Source organism: Fodinibius sp. GM108 (assembly GCF_058386985.1).
The window spans coordinates 321,380-346,114 of sequence record NZ_JBYEIR010000003.1; the positions used below are offsets into that span (position 1 = coordinate 321,380).

The 24,735-nt window shown below is 41.1% G+C and carries 20 protein-coding genes and 1 tRNA gene; 9 read left to right on the plus strand and 12 right to left on the minus strand.

Going from position 1 to position 24,735, the window contains the following annotated elements; all coding sequences use genetic code 11:
* Positions 1-87 precede the first annotated feature (87 nt).
* From ACT3ID_RS07330 to galE, 3 genes are all read left to right on the plus strand, one after another.
* Positions 88-456 (plus strand): acyl-CoA thioesterase, encoded by a 369-nt coding sequence (locus tag ACT3ID_RS07330; protein WP_491541351.1) that lies wholly within the window; start codon positions 88-90, stop codon positions 454-456.
* 79 nt (positions 457-535) lie between these two features.
* On the plus strand, positions 536-889 hold the full coding sequence (locus tag ACT3ID_RS07335; RefSeq protein ID WP_491541352.1) for a taurine dioxygenase: 354 nt from the start codon (positions 536-538) through the stop codon (positions 887-889).
* 246 nt (positions 890-1,135) lie between these two features.
* The gene (galE, locus tag ACT3ID_RS07340; RefSeq protein ID WP_491541353.1) at positions 1,136-2,143 is read left to right on the plus strand and encodes a UDP-glucose 4-epimerase GalE; all 1,008 of its coding nucleotides are present in this window, start codon (positions 1,136-1,138) and stop codon (positions 2,141-2,143) included.
* A gap of 51 nt (positions 2,144-2,194) precedes the next feature.
* Here the strand turns inward: galE and ACT3ID_RS07345 are convergent, their stop codons facing one another.
* Positions 2,195-2,899, minus strand: a complete 705-nt coding sequence (locus ACT3ID_RS07345; protein WP_491541354.1) for an InlB B-repeat-containing protein — start codon at positions 2,897-2,899, stop codon at positions 2,195-2,197.
* A 22-nt stretch (positions 2,900-2,921) separates the two neighbouring features.
* Positions 2,922-7,313 carry a T9SS type A sorting domain-containing protein gene (locus ACT3ID_RS07350; RefSeq protein ID WP_491541355.1) on the minus strand — a complete coding sequence of 1,464 codons (4,392 nt, stop codon included), beginning with the start codon at positions 7,311-7,313 and terminating at the stop codon, positions 2,922-2,924.
* 698 nt (positions 7,314-8,011) lie between these two features.
* Here ACT3ID_RS07350 and ACT3ID_RS07355 point away from each other — a divergent pair.
* Entirely contained in the window at positions 8,012-9,460 is a 1,449-nt protein-coding gene (locus tag ACT3ID_RS07355; RefSeq protein WP_491541356.1) for an AbgT family transporter, read from the plus strand.
* A 146-nt stretch (positions 9,461-9,606) separates the two neighbouring features.
* On the opposite strand, the gene ACT3ID_RS07360 is transcribed toward ACT3ID_RS07355, so the two are convergent.
* Both ACT3ID_RS07360 and ACT3ID_RS07365 read right to left on the minus strand, forming a co-directional pair.
* Complete coding sequence (locus tag ACT3ID_RS07360) at positions 9,607-10,182, minus strand: TlpA disulfide reductase family protein (protein ID WP_491541357.1); 576 nt, start codon at positions 10,180-10,182, stop codon at positions 9,607-9,609.
* 35 nt (positions 10,183-10,217) lie between these two features.
* Positions 10,218-10,703: a DUF411 domain-containing protein gene (locus tag ACT3ID_RS07365; protein WP_491541358.1), complete on the minus strand. Its 486-nt coding sequence runs from the start codon at positions 10,701-10,703 to the stop codon at positions 10,218-10,220.
* 192 nt (positions 10,704-10,895) lie between these two features.
* Between ACT3ID_RS07365 and ACT3ID_RS07370 the strand changes: the two genes are divergently transcribed.
* The 3 genes from ACT3ID_RS07370 (at position 10,896) to ACT3ID_RS07380 (ending at position 14,046) form a co-directional block, all read left to right on the plus strand.
* Entirely contained in the window at positions 10,896-11,057 is a 162-nt protein-coding gene (locus ACT3ID_RS07370) for a zinc ribbon domain-containing protein (RefSeq protein ID WP_491541359.1), read from the plus strand.
* Between the two features lie 205 nt (positions 11,058-11,262).
* Positions 11,263-11,946: a DUF305 domain-containing protein gene (locus tag ACT3ID_RS07375; RefSeq protein WP_491541360.1), complete on the plus strand. Its 684-nt coding sequence runs from the start codon at positions 11,263-11,265 to the stop codon at positions 11,944-11,946.
* Positions 11,947-11,997: 51 nt separating this feature from the next.
* On the plus strand, positions 11,998-14,046 hold the full coding sequence (locus tag ACT3ID_RS07380; protein WP_491541361.1) for an LVIVD repeat-containing protein: 2,049 nt from the start codon (positions 11,998-12,000) through the stop codon (positions 14,044-14,046).
* 125 nt (positions 14,047-14,171) lie between these two features.
* Here the strand turns inward: ACT3ID_RS07380 and ACT3ID_RS07385 are convergent, their stop codons facing one another.
* The 3 genes from ACT3ID_RS07385 to ACT3ID_RS07395 form a co-directional block, all read right to left on the minus strand.
* Positions 14,172-15,230, minus strand: a complete 1,059-nt coding sequence (locus tag ACT3ID_RS07385) for a hotdog domain-containing protein (protein WP_491541362.1) — start codon at positions 15,228-15,230, stop codon at positions 14,172-14,174.
* A gap of 258 nt (positions 15,231-15,488) precedes the next feature.
* Complete coding sequence (locus ACT3ID_RS07390) at positions 15,489-16,862, minus strand: SPW repeat domain-containing protein (RefSeq protein WP_491541363.1); 1,374 nt, start codon at positions 16,860-16,862, stop codon at positions 15,489-15,491.
* 176 nt (positions 16,863-17,038) lie between these two features.
* Entirely contained in the window at positions 17,039-17,566 is a 528-nt protein-coding gene (locus ACT3ID_RS07395; protein WP_491541364.1) for a YciE/YciF ferroxidase family protein, read from the minus strand.
* A 649-nt stretch (positions 17,567-18,215) separates the two neighbouring features.
* Between ACT3ID_RS07395 and ACT3ID_RS07400 the strand changes: the two genes are divergently transcribed.
* A complete protein-coding gene (locus tag ACT3ID_RS07400) occupies positions 18,216-18,971 on the plus strand; it encodes an ion channel (RefSeq protein WP_491541479.1) in 756 nt (251 codons plus the stop codon).
* Positions 18,972-19,354: 383 nt separating this feature from the next.
* Here ACT3ID_RS07400 and ACT3ID_RS07405 read toward each other — a convergent pair whose 3' ends face one another.
* The 4 genes from ACT3ID_RS07405 to ACT3ID_RS07420 all read right to left on the minus strand — a co-directional run bounded on the left by ACT3ID_RS07405 (position 19,355) and on the right by ACT3ID_RS07420 (position 21,570).
* Positions 19,355-19,798 carry a DUF421 domain-containing protein gene (locus ACT3ID_RS07405; protein WP_491541365.1) on the minus strand — a complete coding sequence of 148 codons (444 nt, stop codon included), beginning with the start codon at positions 19,796-19,798 and terminating at the stop codon, positions 19,355-19,357.
* Positions 19,799-19,813: 15 nt separating this feature from the next.
* Positions 19,814-20,317 (minus strand): hypothetical protein, encoded by a 504-nt coding sequence (locus ACT3ID_RS07410; protein ID WP_491541366.1) that lies wholly within the window; start codon positions 20,315-20,317, stop codon positions 19,814-19,816.
* Between the two features lie 624 nt (positions 20,318-20,941).
* Positions 20,942-21,025, minus strand: a tRNA-Leu gene (locus ACT3ID_RS07415).
* 143 nt (positions 21,026-21,168) lie between these two features.
* Positions 21,169-21,570: a response regulator gene (locus tag ACT3ID_RS07420; protein ID WP_491541367.1), complete on the minus strand. Its 402-nt coding sequence runs from the start codon at positions 21,568-21,570 to the stop codon at positions 21,169-21,171.
* Positions 21,571-21,781: 211 nt separating this feature from the next.
* Here ACT3ID_RS07420 and ACT3ID_RS07425 point away from each other — a divergent pair, with 211 nt between their 5' ends.
* Positions 21,782-22,957 carry an aminotransferase class V-fold PLP-dependent enzyme gene (locus tag ACT3ID_RS07425; RefSeq protein ID WP_491541368.1) on the plus strand — a complete coding sequence of 392 codons (1,176 nt, stop codon included), beginning with the start codon at positions 21,782-21,784 and terminating at the stop codon, positions 22,955-22,957.
* Here ACT3ID_RS07425 and ACT3ID_RS07430 read toward each other — a convergent pair.
* Entirely contained in the window at positions 22,949-24,733 is a 1,785-nt protein-coding gene (locus tag ACT3ID_RS07430) for an ABC transporter ATP-binding protein (RefSeq protein ID WP_491541369.1), read from the minus strand. The genes ACT3ID_RS07425 and ACT3ID_RS07430 overlap by 9 nt on opposite strands.
* Positions 24,734-24,735 lie beyond the last annotated feature (2 nt).

The window sequence follows — 24,735 nt, forward strand, 5'->3', positions numbered from 1 at the left end:
TTGTTTATAATCTACCTTCGTTTAAAACTTAATCATTCAGCAATCAATGATAAATACTATTACTGATCACTAATAAGATTGGCTCACATGAGATTTTTTAGTCGAAAAATTATTAAACCACAAGATTTAAATGCCCACGGTACGCTGTTCGGCGGTACTGTTCTTAGTTGGATTGACGAAGAATCAGCTATCTTTGTCACTTGTCAGCTTAATAAAGGTAATATTGTTACCAAATATATGAGTGAAATTAACTTTGTCAGCTCTGCTTCACTTGGAGATATTATTGAAATTGGCATGGAGACTGTAAAATTCGGCACTACGTCTATCACAGTACGATGTGAGGTACGCAACAAATTTTCAAAAGAAACAATTATAAAAATTGACAAAATAGTTTTTGTACATCTGGGGGAAGATGGCAAACCTGCACCGCATGGTATATCTCAACCGCAAAACTAACTTATATTTTTTGAATGTTACTAAGTGAAATCAATTCAATGCAATTTTCAAAATCTTTAAAAACGCTTTTGGTAAATTCATGACATATCATTTTATAAATCCGGATAAAATAAAAGAGATACTTTTCGATGATAATGAGTATGTTATAGAATTTTGTGAGGCAGGCGTTTCTTCTTTTGAAGAGTTTCTTGAAAATTTTCAGAAACATCTTTTGGATCGAAATATGGAAGATCTCCGGAAAGCAGGACATAAGATAAAACCCGGAGCTGAAATGATGGGGGCCATCGAAGTTATTGAAGAATATGAGCATGCAAAGACCTTACTCAACGATGATGCCAAGGAAAATGATCTCCAGCAATCAGCCAATAAAATGAAAGAAATCTGTACAACTGTACAAAAAGAACTTACCTGGCTCGCAGAAAACCTTGATTAGGTTTTCATTAGGATAATTTCTTCTTTTCGTTTTCATTAATCCATTCAAAAATTAAGTGCTCAATGATTTGAGAAGACTTTAACAAGATGAAGAATTTTGTATAAGACCTGAAAACTCACTACGGCAAAATGTTTGTTAAAAACATCTCAAATCGTACCTGTTCCGTGAAATCTGAAGTTAATTTCACTGGAAGTTCACAGGGCAGGTCGGCAGCAAATAGGAATTGCAACTTTACAAAGAATAAAAATGAATATTTTAGTTACGGGCGGTGCGGGGTTCATCGGCAGTCATACTGTTGTTGAACTGTTAAATGACAACCAAAATGTAATAGTCGTTGATAATCTAAGTAACAGCAAAAAAGAGGCTCTTGACCGTGTCGAAGAGATTACCGGCAAATCGATAACTTTCTACGAGACCGATTTGCTCGACAAAAAAGGATTAAACAATATCTTTAGCACTCATGATATAGATTCAGTTATTCATTTTGCGGGTTATAAAGCCGTTGGAGAATCTGTCGCTCAACCTCTTAAATATTACCACAACAACATCACAGGCACTTTGTATTTGTGTGAAGCGATGCAGAATCACGGTGTAACAGATATCGTTTTCAGCTCCTCAGCTACAGTATATGGCGATCCTGATGAAGTGCCTATAAAAGAAGATTTTCCGATTTCAGCTACCAACCCATACGGACGAACAAAGCTGTTTATTGAACAGATACTGCGCGATTTGCACGTTGCTGATGAGAGTATGAATGTAGCTCTGTTACGGTACTTTAATCCCGTGGGTGCTCATGAAAGTGGACGGATTGGCGAAGATCCGAATGATATTCCCAACAATCTGATGCCATACATTACACAAGTAGCCGTCGGCAAATTGGACAAACTTTCGGTTTTTGGTGATGATTATCCTACCCACGATGGCACTGGAGTGCGAGACTACATTCATGTTGTAGATCTGAGCATTGGACATCTTAAAGCTCTTGAAAAACTTCGCGAAGATCCGGGAGTGGTAACATATAATCTCGGTACCGGACAGGGATACAGCGTGCTGGATGTGGTTGAAGCTTTTGAAAAAGCGTCGGGGCAGGATATCCCTTACGAAATCACAGATCGTCGTCCGGGAGATGTTGCCAGCTGCTATGCTGATCCCACAAAAGCCGAAAAAGAACTAGGATGGAAAGCGGAACGCGATATCATAGATATGTGCAAAGATGCGTGGCGTTGGCAGTCACAAAATCCAGAAGGGTACTAAGCAGTTTTCATTGGTCAGTTAACAGTGAATAATTAAGCAGCATACTTAATTTCAGTAATCACTGATAATATAGAAGACTTGGACTGACCCATCAGAGGTTTCGTATGAAGTTTCTGATTTCATATCAATTTCTAGTGTAGGATCTTCGGGATCATCGGTAAGTGTGAGCGTGCCAATATGATCACTGCTGCTAAAATCCCATTCAAGTGAGATAGTTCGTTCACCTTCCGGTGAAACTTCAAGCTCCCAAATAGTTTGCTCAGCACTAACAGATCGGAAGTCCTCCTTCAATCCAAAATCAGGGATATTAAAACGTCGATAAAAAGAACCCTCCGGAGGACGGTGAGGCAACTCTTTGTCAATCCCGCTGTCAAAGCCAGCGGTAGCATCTTCATGCATCCCAAAAACTACATCCTTACTATTAAGACCATCGCTTACAGTAATACGGTTGGCAAAAGCTCGGGAAGGAACCTCATATGTAGCTATAAGATCCATATCCCGAACAATGGTAAATGTCAATGAATCATCCGAAGCTGTAGTATCCCCCTCCCATCCGGTAAACTCCCACCGGTCATCAACAGCTTTCGTTTCTACAGTAATTTCACTACCAGCAATATATGCCCCTTGCCTTGGATTCACCTCACCCGCTTCTTCCGGCGTAACCGTGGCTGTCATCTCCACAATATCCGTATTCTCCTCGGTGGGACAGTTGGTTAGTATAAAACTAAGTAGTAAAAATGTTAGAAAAAGTTTCATCGTTTAAGAGTTTGATTTACATCTACTTAGCGAGGATGAATTTTTTTGTTGATATATAATCACCGGCCTGCAAGCGGTACAGGTAAATTCCGCTTGCAAAATTTGAACCATCAAATGTGACTTCATACGTACCCGGCTCTTTGGGTTCATTGACAAGAGTAACTATCCGTCGACCAAGTATATTAAATACATCAATTTTAACGTTTGTTGCTTCAGCAACCGAATACTGAATCTTAGTAGTCGGATTAAACGGATTCGGATAGTTTTGCTCAAGATCAAACTCACCGGGTGCTTCTTGTTGCCCCGCTTCGGAAATTCCCACCGGCGTCAATGTTATAGAATCTGTCTCGTTGTGCTTAAGATTAATTTCCTCAGAATCAGTAACGGTATGTTTGGCCTGCAGTTCACCATCCACAAATTCTTTAATAACAAACTGGCTTGCTTCGGCATCAGATCCGGCATCTATCTTTATCTTCAAAGATTTTTCTACAATTGTACTAAGGCGGATGTCAACTTTATTATTTTCTGATAACCGCATATCTCCTTCAAAACGGGCATCAAAAACATCGCCCGGAGGCAGCGGCGGAAGGGAGAACATTTTTTTGTTTATCCCATTCGGCAGCTTGGATCCAAAATATAGTTCTGCAGAACGTTCATCATCAGATATCGTTATCTTATTAAAAAGCTCAGTGACATCACCGGCAGACTTAGCCGAAGAATTCTCCGATTTATTTAGCTCTTCACTCTGCTGTTCTAAAAATTTTGGATGAGTTAGTGTAACTGTTCCGGCAGATGAGGTGCGAATCCAATATCCTTTTGTAGGTCCGAGCGTATCAGTACTTATATAGGCGTTGTCAAAGCTATATATAGTTTCTGGTATTATAATTCCATCCGGGTCATCAATCAGTGAAACAGGTAGTTCTCCACCGATACTTCCTATCAGGTTCCACCCCTCTTCTAACTGTAAAGATAATTCTATGAGAGGCAAGCCGCGAAATTCCGGATTCGCAGCATCCGCAAACTTTATCCAGTATGCCCCGCCTTCTTCTACTCGTTCAACCTCTTGATACCCTCCGATATATTCATAAATAGGCCCTGTTGTAAGATCTTGCAGAGCAGAATTAGCAGAATCATCCTCCACAGCTAAAGTGAGAAGATTCCATCCGGCGTTAATGTCATACGTTACTGTTTTGGGATATATAGTGTTTACAGGCGCCGACGGCTCTCCGAAATTATTATGAATATCCCGGCCGCGGACAACAAATTGCTGGACACCAGAAAGAGTATCTGGTAATTTATATTTAGTAGTGTCAGAAACTGCCAATGTCTCATCAGATAACTCACCGTTGTCTTTAATGCGGTTGATCAGATAAGAATCCAAGTCATCAGCCTTTGATTTTTCCCAACTTATTACTTTTGAACCATTTTCTTCGATTATTTCTACTCCCTGAACCGCTTCCGGAGCTATATTATCAAAAGCCCTTCCCTTGGCCGTATCACTTTTGGCAATTAGTTCTTCTCCATCAAACATTTCGATTTCAAAAATATACGATTGGTCAACTTTTTGCGTATTTGCAGGCTGGGTTTTGGGAACTTCATTTATCATACTTCTCGAAAAATCCTGGAAGGATACAGTAGTAGTATCATTCCAATCCTCACCTACGGGCCTTCTCTTTACCCACAAACTATCGAAGCTGGAAATTCCTTCCTCAACCGCATCTATTAAATATCCATCCAGATTAAGCTGGACATTAAATCCCTGGTCATCTGGAACATCTTCAACAGAGGTTATTGTAACAGGAGCTGTAAGTTCATAGCGGTACACCCGACTCGTAGCAATCCCGTCACTATTGTCGTTAAATTGGGATATAACTATGTCAAGTACTCCATTATTGGTGAAATCACCCGATGCCATTGTGCCATATTCATTAATGATATTAGCTCCACCCAACCCTGCATCGGGATTAGGCCCTATAATAAGGCTGGCACCGGAATTGTTAGATACATCGGAAAATAGAACAGCATGATTATTATCAACGCCGGAAGAACCAACAACTAACTCATCTTTCCCATCGTTATTAAAATCAGATATCGTCTCAAAACTAGGTATCATATGATTATATCCACTTTCCTCAGAATAATAATTCGGGAGAGTCAAAGATTGATCGGGAGCGGTATCAAAATCTTTTCTGCCATAATATATTTCAGCGACAGTTTCAGAATATGATAGACTAACAGCCAAGTCTTTTAACCCATCACTATTAAAGTCACCGGATACTATATCCGTACCAAAATAGTATCCTGCAGAGCTCGAGAAGCGTATCGGATCATTGGAATCACTAAGATAAACAGCAACTTCACCATACTCCCCTTTTCTTGGAGATCCTACAGCAAAATCTCCCAATCCATCGCCGTCCAAATCTCCCAACGCTGTTGCGCTTGCTGCTGCATTAATTTTAACAGAGGAAAAGTCATTTGAAGGATCCATATCGAGACTATCATCTGGAGCAGAGGAAGTAGAAGAACCACCATAAAAAATATAGCCTTTGTGAAGATATTCATCTCCACCAGTAGTATCACCGGCTGATCCTGAACCAATTAAAAAGTCAGAACTGCCATTTCCATTAATATCACCAATATCATTAACTCCAAAAACATCATTAAACTCTGCATTCTGAAAGTCAGAAATATTTATTGATTTAATTTTGTTATAAGAGCTCCCCCCTTCAAAAACTTCGATCTGATAATCATCCAGCCCATCGCTTAAAGTAACAATATCATTAATCCCATCACCGGTATAATCACCACTAGTAATAGATTCAATTCTTAATCCCGAAGTAATTGTTTGTGCTGGGGTTTGAGTATCTCCACCATGGTAAATCTCAATCTTTCCCTGATCTTGAAGAACCATGGCGAAATCATCCACGTCGTCACCATTTACATCCCCCAACTCCTCCACCTCATCAATTGAATTATAGAAATACTCGATGGGATATAATTGAAATGCAGAGTTATCTGATGTTAGCTCTTCGCTACCAGAAACTATTCTTCGCCCGAATTGAATATCATTGTCATTGGCTTCAGCGTGAAAAAGTATAGCATCATCAATACCGTCACCATCCAGATCTCCAAACCCGCTGTAGGGATTATATCCCATCTCCCAGCTCCAATACGAACCAGTGTCTCCCTCCAATCGTACATCTAAAGAAATATTGCTTGTCAAATCCGGAGAACCATAAGCAATATAAGGGGCAAAATCATCATCAGAATCACCCATAATAAAATCATGCTTACCATCATTGTTTAAATCTCCCGCCGGAACCAGCTCACCATCAAGGATTTCTGTGGCATCTTGATAAAAATTATCTACAGTGTCATACTCCATAATGTATTTAGGACTCTCCCTGCCAAGCGAAATGTAAATATCATCATGTCCATTGCCATTTACATCTATCAAATGAAGATCTGTGTTGCTTGCACGATCAAAAGATTTAAAAAAATCGAGAGGATAAATTTCCGTTTCAAATGATAATCCGGTTTCTGTTTTTAGTACTTCAAAAACCTGAACGCTCCCATCACCATTACTTCCACTGAATTCGACAATTTCTATTTGCGTATCTTCATCTATATTCTTTACGATCACCTTTTTTTCTGAAAATGAGAGAACTTCGAAATAAGATTTAACAGTTATATCACTAAAACTTTCCTCTCCCTCAGCTATTAAAATTTCTCCACTGGTCTCTGAATAAGCAAAAATATCTCCAAGACCGTCTTGGTCCAGATCAACAAAGCCCAATATTTCATACATTTCCGGCTCAAGATTATCAAGACTTATCCCTGTTCCCTGGTATCCAGAATCGGTACCTCCATATATTTCCATCGTTTTTGAAGTGTCCACTGCAATGGCATCAGCATAGCCGTCTCCATTTAAATCACCAACCGGTACTAGTTGACGCGGGATAATCTGATCCGGCTCTTCGGATATATTTCCTCCCAAAAAGACAGCTGTTTTCCAGGTTGTACCTTCTAATTCATTAGTTTGACCTGTGACAATAAAATCATCACTGCTATCTCCATTGATGTTACCGGCAGGCTCTCCTTGTTCATACAGGGGAAAATTCCAATCAGGATTTGGATTGGGATTACGATTCCACATCTGATCGTGCTCAAAAATTAAATAATCGCCATCTACTGAATTGATATTTACACCAGATATTACCGGATCCAGTGTAGGAGATGCTTTTTCTGTTTCTTCTATTTCAAGCTTCTCTTTTTGGAAATCATCAAGCTGTTTCCCCCCTCCACCTGATGAGTGGTCTTGAGCAAATGTATCCGTAGAAAAAATTAGCAAGAAACTCAGCAATACCATTAATACCACGTTTGGTATGCCTATGCTACGCAATGGGGGCTGCATATCTGATCCCTGATTATTTTAATTAAGATGTCAGACTAGTGGAAAAACACCTAACCAAGATTCTATCCATATTAAGTAACTCCTATGCCGATAATCGATGAGCTTATACCCCGAAGCTCACTAGGTTATTTTGTGGACTCTTGATCTTACCTAAGTAATTTAGACGATCTTAGTATTAAGATATAATGGATAAAAATCAAAGGAATTACTACTTCTTCAAAAATAATTTATTACACTAGTCTTATCTATTTCATAAAAGCCTGACAACAAATTCCTCTTGTTTGTCTAAAGAATATTACAAGTCCAGTCCATCATCCTCATATCAGTTATAAGCTCTACAAAATCCGGCCCTCTTCCCCATGACTACATACATCTGCTTCGGATGTTTCATTTGCACCCTTTGTTCAAACTTTTTTATAGTTTGCGGTTCATTATCCTATTAGCCTGCCCAAAAAATCACTTGTTACTTTAAATCAATTTTTTATCCTTTTTTTAATGCTTTTTAGTAGCCAAGATAAAAGTTACCTCTCGGACGAAAATTTAACCTGGCTCCCAAAACTTTCGCATTGACCAAGAAACAAATAAACATTAGACATGGCTAACGAAGAGAAGGTCAACTCAAAAAAAGGTTTTTTTCAACGATTTTAGACGGGGTAGAAAAGTACGGGAACAAACTGCCCGACCCAGTAACGGTTTTTGTGATTATTATAGGTATCGTTATGCTTGCCTCGTTGATTTGTTACGCTCTTGATGTGAGCGCCATACATCCCAGCACAGATGAAGAAATACAGGCGGAAAACCTCTTTAGCGGCGAAAATATTCAGCGTATTTTTACCGAAATGCCCGAAACCTTCGCTGAGTTTCCTCCTTTGGGCCTGGTACTAGTGGTTATGTTAGGTATAGGAGTAGCAGACCGAACCGGTCTTGTCACAACTTCACTGCGCCGTTTTGTAGAAAGCGCACCCGATTATCTTGTTACTGCTGCCATCGTACTTGCCGGAATCATGAGTAGTCTTGCCGTTGATGCAGGCTATGTGGTACTTATTCCACTGGGAGCCTTGATCTTTTATGGCCTTGACCGGCATCCCCTGGCGGGTTTGGCTGCCGCATTTGCGGGGGTCTCGGCAGGCTTCAGTGCCAATCTTTTGTTAACCGGCCTGGATCCCCTACTTGTAGGCTTTACAGAACCGGCAGCTCATATTGCTGATCCGGAATACTCGGTAAATATCGCGTCAAATTACTATATAATGATCGTATTAGTACCGGTTTTTGTTACCGCCGGCTGGTATATCACCGAAAAAATTATCGAGCCCCGACTGGGATCTTACGATGATACACCAGAAGACCTGGAGAATGAAAATGAAGAAAATGACAATTATAAAATTACGCCGCTGGTTAAAAAAGGTCACCGCTGGGCGTCTGTTATTGCAGGATTAACCCTTGTTGCTACCGGTTTCCTTGTTATTCCTGAAAACGCCCCACTCCGCGGTGAAGATGGCAGTCTTGTTCCCTTTTATGAAAGTATTGTGGCTATCATCTTTTTTATGTTCCTGTTACCCGGTATCGCCTACGGAATTGTAACCAGGCAGATAGACAGTGATAAAGATGTGGCTAAAATGACGGCCGAATCGATGGCTAGTATGGGAGCTTACATAGTTTTGGCATTTGTAGCTGCTCACCTCATCGCATTCTTTAACTGGTCGAACCTGGGTCTGATACTTGCCATTTCCGGTGCCGAGTTTCTCGAAAATATTGGCTTTGGGGGCATTTCGCTTATTATATCATTCATTATCGTATCTGCGTTTATAAATCTATTCATCGGCAGCGCTTCCGCAAAGTGGGCTATAATGGCTCCGGTTTTTGTTCCTATGCTGATGTTTTCGGGGTATTCACCAGAACTTACCCAAGCCGCCTATCGTATTGGTGATTCTTTTACAAACATACTCACACCTTTACTGCCCTACTTCCCACTCGTAATTATTTTTGCTCAAAAATATAAAAAAGATGTCGGGCTGGGTACGCTGATATCCTTAATGATTCCCTACTCAATCGGCTTCGGAATACTCAGTACAGCCGTTTTAGTTATATGGATGTTGCTGGGGCTGCCCCTCGGTCCCGAATCACCGTTGATTTACCCGGGCTCTTGATGGTGAGTTCATAATTGGCTTGGTCACTATAACCAGCTGTATTATGGATAGGATTAACTTCCCAGGCATGTAGATCGTCAAAGGGATATGGAATAAAAACCTGGTCGATCAGCTGGGCAATATCCAACTAATTGCCGGGAAATGTCTCAGTTTTTCAAAAGATCCTGCAGGCGGGGTTCCAGCTCTTTATTTGTCAGCGCTCCGACAGCAAAATATTCAAGATTGCCTTCTTGTCCTATGACATAAGTGGTCGGTATACCCATTGTGGGACCGTATTTATCCATAATCGTTCCACGGTCAATCACCACAGGATAATTAACATCATATTCTTCCATAAATGGCCTGACGACTGATTCTCCCTGTTTATCAATCGATACCCCCAGAATTTCCAGACCTTCATCCTTGTACCGGTCATAAAGCTCGACAAAATCAGGTACCTCTTCACGACATGGCGCACACCAGGTAGCCCAGATATTTAGCAGCACCACTTTTCCTTCATGATCAGAAAGCTTAAAGGACTCTCCATTTATCAGCGTAACTTCAAAATCACGCGCTTTTGCCTCTTGCTGGGCAGGATATAATACAGCCGATTGAGGGTCCAGCTGCTCCAATGGCTCTGTTGCCGGAGCAGGAGAATTCTTATTTCGCTCGGATGAACATCCCCATAAAACAGATGAAAATAAAAATACGACTACAGCAAAAATTAGAGAACGAGCAGTCATTAGCAGACAACTATCTATATTAAAATTTCATTTGACTAATGTTGGGCGTATACTTCAGTGCTCCCGTCGCTTTTCAACAGAAATGTTTCATAGGGTTCCCCCAAGGCTGTGTTCATTCCCGGTGAACTGGCGGGCATCCCCGGCACCACAAGTCCTGCCGCATCAGCAGGATTCTCTTTTAGCAGTTTCTTGATATCTTCAACAGGAACATGCCCTTCTACAACATAGTCGCCAATGAACGCTGTATGACAGGCGCCCATATTTCTGGGAATTCCCTGATCAGCTTTTATTGCACTTAAATTTTCCGGAACCACAATTTTAACAGAGTATCCACTGCCCTGCATATATTCGGCCCACTTGTCACAGCACTGACAACCTTCATTCTTGTACATAACTACATCTGCATCAGCCGTTCCATTTGATCCCTGCTGGGTATAATAGTCATCAATAATATACCAAATAGCTCCGCCGGCTATTACGATAACAAGAGATGCATAGGCAAAAAATCGAGAGGGTTTCATACAATAAATATTTTACGTGCTTGGTATTATGATTAAGCGTCCAAATTTACCACTATTTTTACGATATGACCAACGGTCTTTATAGATTAAATAACCATTTTGGCAGGTGAATTGTTGTCCACACACGATGCTTATCTTATTATTGTGATTGCAACAACCTACATTAACTCATGCAGATTTAGAATAAACCAAATGCAATCCGAACAAAAAGAGTGCCCCGGCTGCGCCGTTCAGGTTGATGCTGATGCAGAAATATGCCCCATCTGCGGTTACGAATTTCCCAAACAGTCTTTGGGGATAAAAATTATGGCCTGGATGATGATTATTCTGCTCCTTTTGTGGCTGGTATTTTAAAGAAGATAATTCATAATTAGGTTTTTCCATGAATTCTACTGAAAGTAGAAAAACAAAGCACAAAACCAATAAAAATCAGGAATGGTATTTTATGTAAAATTTTCTTTAGAAATAATTATATTTGTAGCTGGTTTCTAAGCCAGAACAATTATAATATTTGATGCCATAAAGAGACTAAAATTAAAAATTCGCCTATTTATCTATCGTGAATAACAAGAAAACATTCAAAATAGTAGCTGTTTTATTTCTCTTCATCGGGATGGCAGCTTGCAAGAGCACTGACAGCGCAAAACAAGAATCCTCAGTAGATAATGACAGGTCCGAACTTGAAGAACTTTACTGGGCTCAAAAAGAAAAAGCCCGGATGTCGTTTACAGAGGCTGACGTCATGTTTATGACGGGTATGATTGCCCATCATGCTCAAGCTCTCATCATGTCGCGACTGGCTCCCGAAAATAATGCCAGTGCCGCAGTTCAAAGGCTAGCAGCCCGTATCATCAATGCGCAGGAAGATGAGATTCATACAATGCAACAGTGGCTCCGAGATCGCGATCAGCCGGTGCCTAAAATAACCATTGACGGCTTAAATCTTCATATACAGCTAGATGGAGAACCCTATACCCATTTTCGTCACATGCCCGGGGTTCTTTCCCAGGAAAAGATACAAGAGCTTGCTAATGCAAAAGGATCAGACTTTGATCGTATCTTTCTAAAGTATATGATTGAGCATCATGCCGGCGCCGTCCATATGGTAGAGAATCTTTTCGATACAGATGGAGCCGCACAAGATGAACAAGCTTTTCGCCTGGCGTCAGATATTCAGGTAGATCAACGTACAGAAATAGAACGCATGCGGCTTATGCTCGAAAATATGAGCGAGTCAAGCTGATAATATCAGAAACTACTTTACAATAAACCTTTACTCAAAATAAGGAAACCTATGAACTACGATTACAATGATCGTTTACCATCTCTCGGGATTACCGATATAGGTAAACGCTGTCTTTGGTTACTACTTACGGTAGCAATGTTTGGGACGTATGCCTGTGCCCCCTCATCGGCAGTAGAAGATGATTCTTCTGCTCAACCGACAAATATAAAACCACTCTCAGAAGTAAATCCACCTACTCCCGATCCCCGCGTAGGATTAGGAGCAGGATTATTCGATGCGGAAGAGGCTATTTGGAACCTCAATATGCTTTCGCAAACACCACCTCCTGAAGATTTTGTAGGTGTAACAAACTCTGATCTGGCCTTTAAAGATAATTATGCCATTCAGGGTAACTACAACGGTTTTATGGTTTGGGATATATCCGACCCCAGTAATCCACAACTGGAAGTCGACTTTCTGTGTCCAGCTTCACAAAGTGATGTTTCTGTATATGGAGATCTGCTGTTTGTATCCGGTGAAGGTCTCGGTGGACGACTGGACTGCGGCACTCAGGGTGTAGATGAAGTTGCAAGCGAAGAACGCCTGCGAGGTATTCGCATTTTTGATATTTCTGATATTCACAATCCGGAATACGTCTCGAACGTACAAACTTGTCGAGGCTCTCATACCCACTCTGTGCTTGATGATCCTAATGATGATGAAAATGTATACGTATATGTTTCCGGATCCGCTCCTGTTCGCCCGGAAGAAGAACTGCCCGGGTGTAGTGATGCACCTCCCTCTGAAGATCCAAATTCAGCACTTTTCCGAATCGAGGTCATTAAAGTACCCCTGGCCAATCCTGAAAAGGCCGAGATCGTAAATTCACCGCGAATCTTTGAAGATCTAAGGAAAGCACCAACGCATGGACTGTCTCCTGCCGACAAAGAGAAGATTAGAAAAGCTGAGGAAGAAGGTGCTTTTGTTGCTGAAGTTTTCGGACAAAAACGTATCGTTCCCGACAGAATCGTTAACGCTTTTCTCACTCAGATTGTAGAAGAGCGCGGCGGTAACGAAGTAACAGCTGCCGACAGCGCAAAATTGAGAAAAGAACTGCCAAACATGATTGCAGAGCAATTTGGAGGTGCCGATGATGGTGATGATGAAGAGGATCCTATGGCCAACCGCGGACCAAATCAGTGTCACGACATTACACTCTATCCTGAAATTGGTCTGGCCGGAGGAGCTTGTGAGGGATATGGGCTTCTGCTTGATATCGAAGATCCTGCAAATCCAAAACGAATTGACGCCGTAGCAGATTCTAACTTCGCCTACTGGCACTCAGCCACCTTTACAAATGAAGGTGATAAAGTGCTATTCACGGATGAATGGGGCGGCGGCGGACAACCCAAGTGCCGCGAAGATGATCCTAGGGAATGGGGGGCCAACGCTATCTTTACAATCAATGAGAATAAAGAGATGGAGTTTGAGAGCTACTATAAGTTGCCGGCGCCACAAACCGAGCAGGAAAATTGCGTAGCTCATAACGGATCGATGATTCCGGTTCCCGATCGCGATATCATGGTTCAATCGTGGTATCAGGGCGGTATCTCTGTTTTCGACTGGACCGATCCTCAAAACCCGGTTGAGATTGCCTATCATGATCGCGGACCTGTTGATTCTACACGTATGCAGATGGGCGGAAGCTGGTCGGTTTACTGGTACAACGGCGTAATTGTTAACTCCGAAATTGCCCGCGGACTCGACATTTTCGAACTCAAACCGAGTCCCTATCTCACCGAAAATGAGATTGCGGCGGCCAATACGGTTAAGTTTGATCAGCTGAATCCGCAGGGACAGCCCCAATATGACTGGCCGGCTAGCTTTGCCCTGGCAAAAGCTTATGTTGATCAGCTGGAGCGTGATAACGGGTTAGCCCAAAACCGCATTTCAGACACGCGTCAGAAGCTTGTAGAGGCTGAACAAGCCTCCGGGTCAGAGCGAAGTAACATTCTTAACGAACTCGCTGATAGTCTGGAGAATGGAACCAACGGTTCAAACCAACCGGAAAAAATTCAAAAGCTCACAAATACGATGCGTGAGTTAGCCTCGCAATAAACATTATTCCGAAAGATAACTTTAGCCCTCTTTGGATTTGAAACTTTTTCAAATTCAGGGAGGGCTTTTTTATTGTTGCTTTATTACCTGAGGACGACCAAGAGTAGTACCACCAGTATCTAATTTTAATTTTCAGTATCAACTAGTTTTCGCTTTCTGGCTTTATAGCGCTTTCGGCGGCGATGAGCTCGGAGATAACGTTCATCCTCAGCATAGGTAGTGGGATAAACCTGGGGCACTGGCTGGGGCTGCATATTTTCATCCACATTAACGATCGTAAACACGCAGGTATTTGAAAGGGCACGCGTCTCCTGGTTTCGGCTGATGCGCTCAATATCTATTTCAATACTTATTGATGTATCACCAGTGTAGACAATGCGGCTGGTGAAGTCTAGTTTATCCCCTATTTGCACCGGCTGCAAGAAATTAATGCGATTAACACGAACAAATACCGGACGGTCCGGAGCAATCACTTCGGCATGCATCATCGCCAATTCAAAAGCGCGCCGAATTACATAACCACCAAAAATTTTCTCGGGTACATTCTCTTGCTCAGGAAACATACGCTCCCAATTGCTGCGAATCAGATTGCCTGCGAGCAATCCATCAAATCCTTTTTGCTCCTGCGCACTGTGTAATTTTCGCAGATGCTTGTATTCCTCTTTTGTCGGAGGTTCTTCCAATTCATTGATCTGGCTGCGATAAGTCTTTCTCCGCTCAATTGCGTTGTTGTAGCGCTTTTTCTCAAGATCACTCACATATTCCAGCGGCTCCACGGACACGCTTTCAGCTTCTTCGCCCTCTCCTTCTCTGGCTACCATTGTAAAGTAGCACGAGGCCAGTGAACGAGACTCGGCTCCCTCCTGGTCAACACGGATCCCAATTTCCATGGAACTGCGTCCTACATAATTGATACGCGCCCGTAAATTTAAACTCTTGTTGATATCGCCGGGCGTGCGAAGCAGAATATCATCAATGGCTGCGGTCACAACACGTGCATCTTCGTTGAATTTATGCACATAATCAAGAGCTACATCTTCGGCTAATTTATCCAGTTCCTCGAGAAGCAGTCCCCAGCGCAAGTTGCCCGGAATCGGTTCATCTATCAGCATAAACCGACGCCGTAATTTTTCATATTCGCTGAATGGGAGCTTCCGCTCCATCGAGGTTTCAATTGGTCTCATAAATTCTACAGTTCTATTGGTTTAAGATTCTCTTGAATATTAAGAAATGCACTGGATGGTTAAAAGAGAAATGGAACTGTTCGATCTGGATATCCGTAGTTCAGTGGCGGTGTTAATGATAATAAAAGGAAGCAAGGTACCTGAGAGAGAATTTCTGATACCAGTTAAAGATGTTTATGGCTGAAATGGTTCAGCAAGTAATTTTCTATGAACTGCACAATTCCCAATACGATAAAGATAGGTGTATAATCTGAACTGTCAGATGATATATTCATCAAATCTTCCTCTGCGCCCAACAATCTTCCCCCGGGGCAGAGAAAGAATGATTAGCAGGATTCCGACTATCATTCCTTCCCAAACTGCCGCCTGTGAAGCTGAAAGAATCCAGGGGGCGGCCATGATCCAAAGTCCGAGCAAAATGTTCAGAAAGCGCAGCGGACGTGCTACTTCAGACATTGCTACCACAGCAATACTTAACACCAGTGCCCCGGCAAGATGATGGCTGTCGGCAATGGTATCTTCAAACCCCAGCAGAGCCGGTGCTAACATTACAAAGGCGCCGATTGCTGCAGTTACCATCAAGTTCCATGGAATATTCAGCAGATCTTTGAACATTGCCCGGCTGGTATATTCAATTAAATTAGCAGGATTTTTTGCCGGCTCGGTTTTCCCATCCTCCATTGTTCCCCCAAACCAGAACGAGGTCCAATATGAGGTGCCTCTTTCTTTTTTCTCAAAAGCCATTAACTGCACTGTTGCCAAAACTTCATCGATAGCAAATGGTATCATAACCAGCGAAATTACAGCTGTTGCAAGACATAACGAACACCAATAGCCTACTGCCAAAGGCTGAAGGATTACCAACGTTATACTTACAGCTCCCAGGGGGATAATCAAGATACCAAAAATTATAACTACCCACGGCATAGTTCGCCAGCGATGCGTACCTCCGGCAGCGCCAAAAAGCACATCCATGATATAGGCAAAAGCCCCCAGCATGGCATCGGAAATCGGAAATGAATGGGAGACCTCAGAATCCAGCACCCGCCGAGTTCCCTCATCAAAAAAAGGATCCCAAACCACATCGATGTATCCTAGTTGAAAGGCGCCCATATAGCGAGAGATAAAAAACCCTATCCAGGCCAGGAATATTACCGGAATTCGCTGGTCCCATGACGCGGGATTATAGGTCCATCCGGCCGGTATACTTGGTCCTTCGGGGGCATATAATTTTATTCCCGGCTGTCCGGGAATAATGATGCCAAGCAGCATCACCAGTGTGCCAATAAGATAATCTGTAAGTAATCCTGATCCTTCAACAGCCCAGAAAACCATGGGAGCTATCAGCAGCCAGATTCCCAAAAAAACTATGCTCCACTGCGCCCACAGCTTATAGGGTTTCAATGCAATATAACTTAAGCCTAAAAGCACAATTCCCGATAAAATGTCATTCCAGATCATTGCCGGGACCTGGTATCCAAAAGTAGATGGGCTTGCAATAAGCCACAATCCCACAACAAAGGTACAGTAGTATACCCAGCTTATTTTTCGGTGGTGGCACTCATGTGCCTCCCGCCGGTCTTCAGAGATATTATTACCCGGAAAGAAAAGATTGCGAAACTGTCGTTTCATGCTACCGGATCCAAAAGAATAATTACTCTTGACTTAACTTTTCTATTTCCAAAAGGTAATCTCCCGATACTTCACAGGTTCTCTACAGTTGCTTCAATGGTCTCTTACTCACGCTGAAAAGATTGTTATATAGCTGGAAACAAGTTTAAGTATCGATACCATGAACAGAGTCTGCTTCATATACCGCCCATAGCATTTTCATTAATATGATTATTAACAGCCAGTTTGTTCAGTTTTTCATCAGCAGCGGTTTCCTGCTCCTTTATTTGGCGAAGTGTTCGTGCTATTTCAGGATGGCCTAACGTTTTTGAAATCTGTTCGGCCGTCCCGTATGCAGAAATCTCATAGTGTTCTATCCGCTGCATACTTGCTATGATACCTGCATCCTTAACATTATCTATGATCTTGTCAGTCACTGAAGACTTAAGATCTTTAATTACTTCATTCCCGTGAAAATATAATACTTCCTGTATCAAACCTTTCATACCTTTGCAGACTTGACCTTCCAAATCAATTCCGAGCTCTTCTCCGACTTTACTAAGTCGTTGCTTTTGATCTTTAGTTACCTCCAGATGTTCAGCCAAAGTAGTTTTCAATTCTGGTTCAGACGCCTTCTCTATTGTGGCTGGCAGCACTTCAATTATTTGGGTTTCTGCGCTGTAAAGATCTCTTAACTGGTGAAAAAAAAGGGCTTCTAAGCTCATCGATATTCAAGGTTTGATGAAAATAACTTCAACAGTATCTTAAGGGTTCTGGTAAGGCAATAAAACAGAATAATTTATTAATTGGAGGTAGTAGTTTTACATGATACTGTAATAAATTTCCGATCTCCTGTTGCGGAATTCTTGTATGTTCTATCCATTAAAGTGCCATCTTTTGAAAAATTTTACCGGATAAGAATACAAACTTTTTCCTCGGGTAATTTTTACGATTTGCAGCTACTCGTGAATTTCACATTAATTCAGATGTCGCTGAAATTGGTGATTACTTTTATTGACCAATAATTCTCAATCAGCCGGATTCTTTGAGGTTTGAATGAATTAATACCCGGATTTTTTTGGTTATAGCTATTCAGAGCACCGGTTTCGAACGGCTCCAAAAAATGAAGCGACTGAAATAACCATGTGAAAATTTGGTGCAGTGTTTGACTTTTATTTATCGATATTGATCGGAGCATTCATTGTTGTTATTACTTCTCTTGATTTTTTCTATACAACATTATCATTTAATGGTGCTGGCTTCATCAACAAGTATTCAACGGCAGCATTGTCAACGTTCTTCTTGTTTCTAAACAAGAAGACTCCAAACCGAAAAATTCTTAAATTTTCCGGTTTAAGCCATATTCTTCTTTCAATGCTGTTGTGGATATGCTTGTTATGGCTGGGATTATTTTTAATACTGTCAAGCTCTCAAAGCTCCATAATTCATGCTAACTCCAGGGAAACGCCCAACCTCCTGAACATCTTTTATTTTAGCGGATATGTTCTATCAACAATGGGCAACGGAGACTTTATGCCTGCAAACAATGGCTGGCAAATAGTTGTAGCCGTATTTTCCTTTAGTGGGTTCATTTTTATTACAACGGGAATATCCTATGTAATAAATCTTACCTCTGCCGTCCTTCACAAGAGAAGTTTAGCGCTATATATATCAAACTTAGGCAAATCTCCTGAAGAAATAGTTGCCAACGTTTACAGTAAAGGAAGTTTGGATGTGCTGATTAAACGTATACCTGTACTTCAGGAGAAGATCAACATACATAATCAAAATCATTTTGCCTATCCTATCTCGCACTACTTTTACAGTGTCTCCAGATCAGAATCTTTGGCTGTTAATTTAACCAATCTGGATGAAGCTTTATCTATAATTCTATATCTAATTGAGAAAGATGTTTCTGCAGAAAATGAAATAAAATCCCTTCAGGATTCCATACGCAAATTTTTACATACCTTACAGCATAGTTTCATAACAGAGTTTGAAGATCATGAATACATTTCACCCAACTATGAAAAGCTGAATAAACTCGGAATTCCTGTCACTGAATCATCATTGCTTAAAAACAGAAATTTTCTTGAAAAAAGAAGATCATTCTTAGAGTCGGTTATCTGAAAAGCAGCGGGTGGTCGTGGAAAGAGATATATAGTCAAAAAAATACCTGAAACGATCTCCTCAATTGTTATATACCTGCCCAGCCGCCACCTGGTGCCATCTGTAACTGTGTTCTGAGTCAGAATTCGCCTTTTTGAATCGAGCTTGCAATATTCAGCATATTGAATCGGCATCAATCCTCACTATACATTTCGGCTGTATAGAAGACATCAGCCAAAGATTCAATGTAACGGTAAACGTCAGAGACAAGGCAGAAAATCCTACAACAGTTTTTCCCTTTGTAACAGAAAGAAGAATTGGAACATTCTAAAAAAGTATACCAGTATAACCCTCTTTTTTAGCCGGGAGAAAAGCACAATAGAAAAAAATAGATACATCAGATGCTATCCTTTGGGGATAATGCTTATTTGTCCGTCTTTTTCGAGCACTGCATATTTTACCTGATCTAAATCCTCCAAACCTTGGTTACGACGGGCAGATTCAAGAATATCATCTACCTCAATTGTCTCTTCGTCCATTCTGTCTTCTAACAGTTTTCCATTCTTCATTATGACAACCGGTACTCCGTTAGTAACTTTATCAAATAGGTTCCATCTTTTTGAAAATTTAGCAAATAAGATATCCATGGTAAGTAAAGTCCCTATTACCAGCATTGCCCCAATGATGGAATTGTCTTCTGAAAGTAATGCCTGCTGAGTTGCCTCTCCAACGATCAACAGCAGTACAAAATCAATGGTGGTCAGCTGAGAGAGTGCTCTCTTACCCGCCATACGAAATACAATCAGAATGAAGAAATATACTATTATAGCGCGTATTACGAGATCCATGGCAGTAAAGGTTTATTAAAAGTAAACGTATTGTGTAAGATTTATCTGTTCACCTTCTATTAGAAGATCCAGCTCTTTGACACCAGATCTTTCGGGCTGAATTTTAAAAGCTATAATTCCTGAATCACTTGTAATAAAGCTGTAGCGTAATTTCTGGTTTTCTATCTCTACGGATTCAGGAGTTGGTGTTATCTGCTTTAGATGGACCTGTTTTATATAGCTGTTAGAAAGAGAAACAACAGTGGTATCCGGAGGATTATCCAAGCTGATATAAATATCCGACGGCGTATCCTCACGCAGAAATTTTTGATATTCAACGCTGTAGGAATTGGCAGAAAGTATGCTTTCACTTAGAAACCCACTCCCGAACAAACCGAACAGCCCGAGCAATAAAAAGGATACCATTACTGCCAGAAAACCTTTTTGCATCCATTTTTCTTGATGGGCAAAGGTATATTTCTGCTCTACGAAACTAATATCGATTTTTTTGTGTGGGTCCTTTTGAGGCTTATTACTCAAAACTTCCTCTCTCCTTTTAACTTTAATTATAATAGTCTTTAAATAACTTAATTGTTCCACAGCCGCTTTCATCCTACTGGACACCTACTTTTAACTATTTAATTGGTGGAATGAGTAAACTACCCATAACATTTGAAAATCCTTTATATGGATCCCTGCAAGTAGTGCTGTTACAGGCATTTTGAGTAGGTTGGAAAGCTATTAGTTGGTTTGTTGCTACTGTATAGGGAATTGTAGCAACGATCCTGCTTACGTTCTATAGTTTAACAGATAAAAATATCCATGTATTTAGCTCCGATCTATTCGACCTACCGGGAAGTCTTATTTCCAAATACTTCTGGTTATATAATAGGTAGAACAATTATTTATTATTTAAGTGGAGCTTTTTGGCTACCCATGGGACTATCCGAGTTTCTATCATCGGCTGGTCGCCCAATTGGACTCTGGAATAGTTAGGGGGTTGAAATTATGTTTTTAGCTCTGCTGTTGATGAATATTGGAACAGTAAAAAATGCCTCACAGTGAGTTGACCCTTTACTTCTGATACCAGGAAAAGTTATGACAATTAAAATGAACGTTTACTGATAAATTTAAATAACTGCAAGTCCTTGGGAGGCAATACAGTACCTGAGAGGGGACTCGAACCCCTACGACCGTGAGGTCACCGGATTTTGAATCCGGCGCGTCTACCAATTCCGCCACTCAGGCAAATCTGCATACAAGATTTCAGATCCCAAATATAAAAGATTAAGCGTTACTTCTACAATACTTTTTATACCTAAAACAAATTGTCATTGAAAAGCGTAGGAGAGCAACAAATGGTTAGAAATATTTAAAGAAAGGGATTGACGTTATTCCTGTAAATCTACTCGTCCCAGCTCGAAAGAACTAAGTACTGCTTTAATCTCTTTTATCAAAACCTCGATTTTAAAAGGTTTCTCAATCAAAAGAGTTGCCCCCAGTTCTTCTGCTTTTTTTTCAATCTTTTTATCCCAGCTTGAGGAAACAAAGAAAAACGGAAATTCAATATTTCCAAATTTGTTCTTTACTTCTTCGATCAACTCAAAGCCACTGAGTTTGGGCATATCAACATCTGAAATTATCAAATCGGGCGTTTCATCTTCTAAACTACTAATCAGATTGTATCCATTCTCAAAGACTTGAACCGAGTAACCAGCTCTCTTCAGTACCTTTTCCAGAAGAATAAGCTGTACAGGAGAATCATCAATGATAAATATTTGTTGATCTCCCATATTATAATGTCCTTTGTACATTGTTATCAATTAGCTCCATAAATGCTGAGGTTAAAGTTTATGACCCAGAATTGTAGACGGCATTATACAAAAGAACGTTAATAGTGTCGCTTAAATTTTATTAATTAACCATTTCTAATTTCTGTTCAGCGATTTAAATTTTGCTTTACAAAACCCTGATTTATTCAAATAAAATATTACACATTTGGCTATGAATATAGAGCAGATTCGTGATGAAACACCCGGAACCAATAACGTCATTCATTTCAATAATGCCGGGGCTTCACTGATGCCTTCTACAGTTCATCAGGCTGTGATTAATTATCTGGAACAAGAAGTCGGCTATGGAGGATATGAAACAGCCCGAAAACAACGAGAAGAATTAACTGCAACTTATAATGTAATAGCTGAATTTATTAATGCTGACTCAGATGAAATTGCTCTTCTCGAAAATGCCACCACTGCCTGGAACATGAGTTTCTTTTCCATTCCCTTCGAAGATGGGGACCGAATTCTGACATCCCAATCAGAATATGCCAGCAACTACATTAACTATCTGAGACTCCAAAAAGAGATAGATCTACAGATCGAGGTTATACCCAATGATGCGCATGGCCAAACCTCTACCGCGGCGTTAAAAGAATTGATGGACAACCGTGTCAAACTTATCAGCATTACGCATATGCCTACCAACAGCGGATTAGTTAATCCGGTAGAAGAAATCGGAGAAATTGCCCGACTGCACGATTGTTTTTACCTGGTTGACGCCTGTCAATCGGTGGGTCACTACCCTGTTGATGTCCAAAATATTGGTTGTGATATGCTCTCTGCCACAGGACGTAAGTATCTACGCGGACCGCGTGGTACGGGCTTTCTATTTGTCAATAAGGAAATACTTCCAAAACTGGAGCCGCCTTTTTTGGATCTACACTCCGCTGAATGGATTGACCAAAATCAATATAAAATGCGAGAAAACGCCCGGCGATTCGAAAATTGGGAAACGAACTATTCAAATATAATAGGTCTCAAGAAAGCTGTAGAATATGCCGGTGAAATCGGAATAGTAAAAATCTGGCAGCGGATCACCTCTCTCGCTGAGAAATTGAGAAGTAAGCTTAGTAATCTACCCTCAGTAACCGTACGAGATATCGGTCAATCCAAATCAGGTATTGTTACATTTACGGCAGATTCTGTTGAGGCAGATACTATACAAATGGAACTTGCCAGGCGAAATATAAATGTAAATACTTCTTCCAAAAGCAGCACACTGTTGGATATGCAGAAACGGGGCCTGAAAAAACTTGTACGTGCTTCGGTACATTATTTTAATACCGAAGAAGAGATAGATCGGCTTATAAAGGAGATTGAAAGCATTACTTCAGGCTGATTTCGGGGCCGGAATCTGTTCATCTTTGTATTGTAGCTCATACAGCTTACGATAGATTCCATCTTTTTTCTGAACCAACTGTTGATGAGTTCCTGTCTCTCTAATTTCACCTTTATGCATCACCAGTATTTTGTCGGCGCCCTGTACTGTTGACAAGCGATGAGCAATGACAATAGAAGTGCGGCTTTCCATCAGCTTCTCACATGCTTTATTTACGGCATCTTCGGTTTCAGAATCAACACTTGAAGTTGCCTCATCCAACACCAGAATATTAGGATCGTACACCATCGCTCGAATAAAACAGATCAGTTGTCGCTGCCCCATTGAGATCGACTTACCACGTTCACTGAGTTTAAAGTCAAACCCGCCGGGGAGTTTATTTATAAATCGATCAGCACCGATTTTGCGAGCTGTGCGAATAACCTCTTCTTCTGAAATATCCGGATTTCCAAGTGTGATGTTTTCCATAATAGTTCCGGAAAACAAGGCGTTATCCTGGAGGACAAGCGCAAAATTTGATCGAAGTTCATCCAGCTTCAATTTTTGAATATCCACTCCATCCAGTTTAATTGTCCCTTCGTTAATATCGTAAAAGCGCATCAACAGGTTGATGATTGTAGACTTACCGGCCCCTGTTGCTCCCACAATAGCAATTGTTTGACCCGGATCAGCATGAAAAGAGACATCTCTAAGCACTGTCTCTTCTTCATTGTATCCAAACCAGACATTCTCGAATTCAATTTCTCCCTGTGGATTTTCAATAGTTTTGGGTTCTTCGGGATCAGTCACTTTGTTTTCAGTATCCAGTACATTGAATATCCGTTCAGAGGAAGCCAGTGCCGACTGCAGAGTATTAAACTTTTCAGATAATCCCTGGATGGGTCGAAAGAAATCACGCACGTATTGTACAAACGCCAACAAAATACCAAATGTCACCTGATCCATCAGCGCACGACCGCCGCCGTACCAGATGACCAACGCCATAGCCAGGCTTGCAATAATTTCAACGAGCGGCCAGAAAATGGCAAAATAAAAGATCGTCTCAATATAAGCCTCGCGATGTCCGGCATTAATTTCTTTGAATTTTTCTCGCTCCCGCTCTTCCTTATTGAAAAGCTGAACAATTGCCATTCCGTTAATGTGCTCCTGAACAAAGGAGTTCAAACGGGCAATTTGGTCGCGGACTTTAAGAAAAGAAACGCGTACTTTGGCTTTAAAAACAAAAGTGGCATAAAATAACAGCGGAAGCACCGAAACAGCTACCAGCGTAAGCTCCCAGCTCATACTGAACATAAAGTACAGGATAAAGAATATGCGAAACATATCCCCGATGATGTTTACAACACCATCACTCAGCAGATCGCTAAGAGCTTCAATATCACTGGTTGTACGGGTAATTAGCCGACCAATGGGATTTTTATCAAAGAACTGGACATGCAGCGACTGAATTTTTTCAAAGACCGCATTCCGCAAATTATAAAGTGTACCCTGCCCAAACCATCGGGTTAAATACGTATTTGAGACCAGGATAATAAACTCACCAACCAATGCTGCCACAAGTAAAAAGATAATCCAGAGCAACCCCTGAAAATCATTATTACGGATATAGTCGTCAACCGCAATTTGCGTCAACTTTGGACGTACCGTCCCCAGAAAGGCCGCGCTTAGCGTAAGCACGATCCCTAAGACAACGTACCAGCGATATGGTCGGATAAACTGATAAAGCCGCCGAAGCAGATCAGAATCGACGGCCTTATCATTCGTTACATTACTCACAA

Bases quoted from the DNA above. Each gene is read 5' to 3' on its own strand.
- ACT3ID_RS07390 (WP_491541363.1), bottom strand. From the start codon at position 16,862: ATGAAACGACAGTTTCGCAATCTTTTCTTTCCGGGTAATAATATCTCT.
- ACT3ID_RS07400 (WP_491541479.1), top strand. From the start codon at position 18,216: ATGCTGTTGTGGATATGCTTGTTATGGCTGGGATTATTTTTAATACTG.
- ACT3ID_RS07420 (WP_491541367.1), bottom strand. From the start codon at position 21,570: ATGGGAGATCAACAAATATTTATCATTGATGATTCTCCTGTACAGCTT.
- ACT3ID_RS07330 (WP_491541351.1), top strand. From the start codon at position 88: ATGAGATTTTTTAGTCGAAAAATTATTAAACCACAAGATTTAAATGCC.
- ACT3ID_RS07365 (WP_491541358.1), bottom strand. From the start codon at position 10,703: ATGAAACCCTCTCGATTTTTTGCCTATGCATCTCTTGTTATCGTAATA.
- galE (WP_491541353.1), top strand. From the start codon at position 1,136: ATGAATATTTTAGTTACGGGCGGTGCGGGGTTCATCGGCAGTCATACT.
- ACT3ID_RS07370 (WP_491541359.1), top strand. From the start codon at position 10,896: ATGCAATCCGAACAAAAAGAGTGCCCCGGCTGCGCCGTTCAGGTTGAT.
- ACT3ID_RS07380 (WP_491541361.1), top strand. From the start codon at position 11,998: ATGAACTACGATTACAATGATCGTTTACCATCTCTCGGGATTACCGAT.
- ACT3ID_RS07405 (WP_491541365.1), bottom strand. From the start codon at position 19,798: ATGGATCTCGTAATACGCGCTATAATAGTATATTTCTTCATTCTGATT.
- ACT3ID_RS07385 (WP_491541362.1), bottom strand. From the start codon at position 15,230: ATGAGACCAATTGAAACCTCGATGGAGCGGAAGCTCCCATTCAGCGAA.
- ACT3ID_RS07360 (WP_491541357.1), bottom strand. From the start codon at position 10,182: ATGACTGCTCGTTCTCTAATTTTTGCTGTAGTCGTATTTTTATTTTCA.
- ACT3ID_RS07345 (WP_491541354.1), bottom strand. From the start codon at position 2,899: ATGAAACTTTTTCTAACATTTTTACTACTTAGTTTTATACTAACCAAC.
- ACT3ID_RS07335 (WP_491541352.1), top strand. From the start codon at position 536: ATGACATATCATTTTATAAATCCGGATAAAATAAAAGAGATACTTTTC.
- ACT3ID_RS07395 (WP_491541364.1), bottom strand. From the start codon at position 17,566: ATGAGCTTAGAAGCCCTTTTTTTTCACCAGTTAAGAGATCTTTACAGC.
- ACT3ID_RS07350 (WP_491541355.1), bottom strand. From the start codon at position 7,313: ATGCAGCCCCCATTGCGTAGCATAGGCATACCAAACGTGGTATTAATG.
- ACT3ID_RS07425 (WP_491541368.1), top strand. From the start codon at position 21,782: ATGAATATAGAGCAGATTCGTGATGAAACACCCGGAACCAATAACGTC.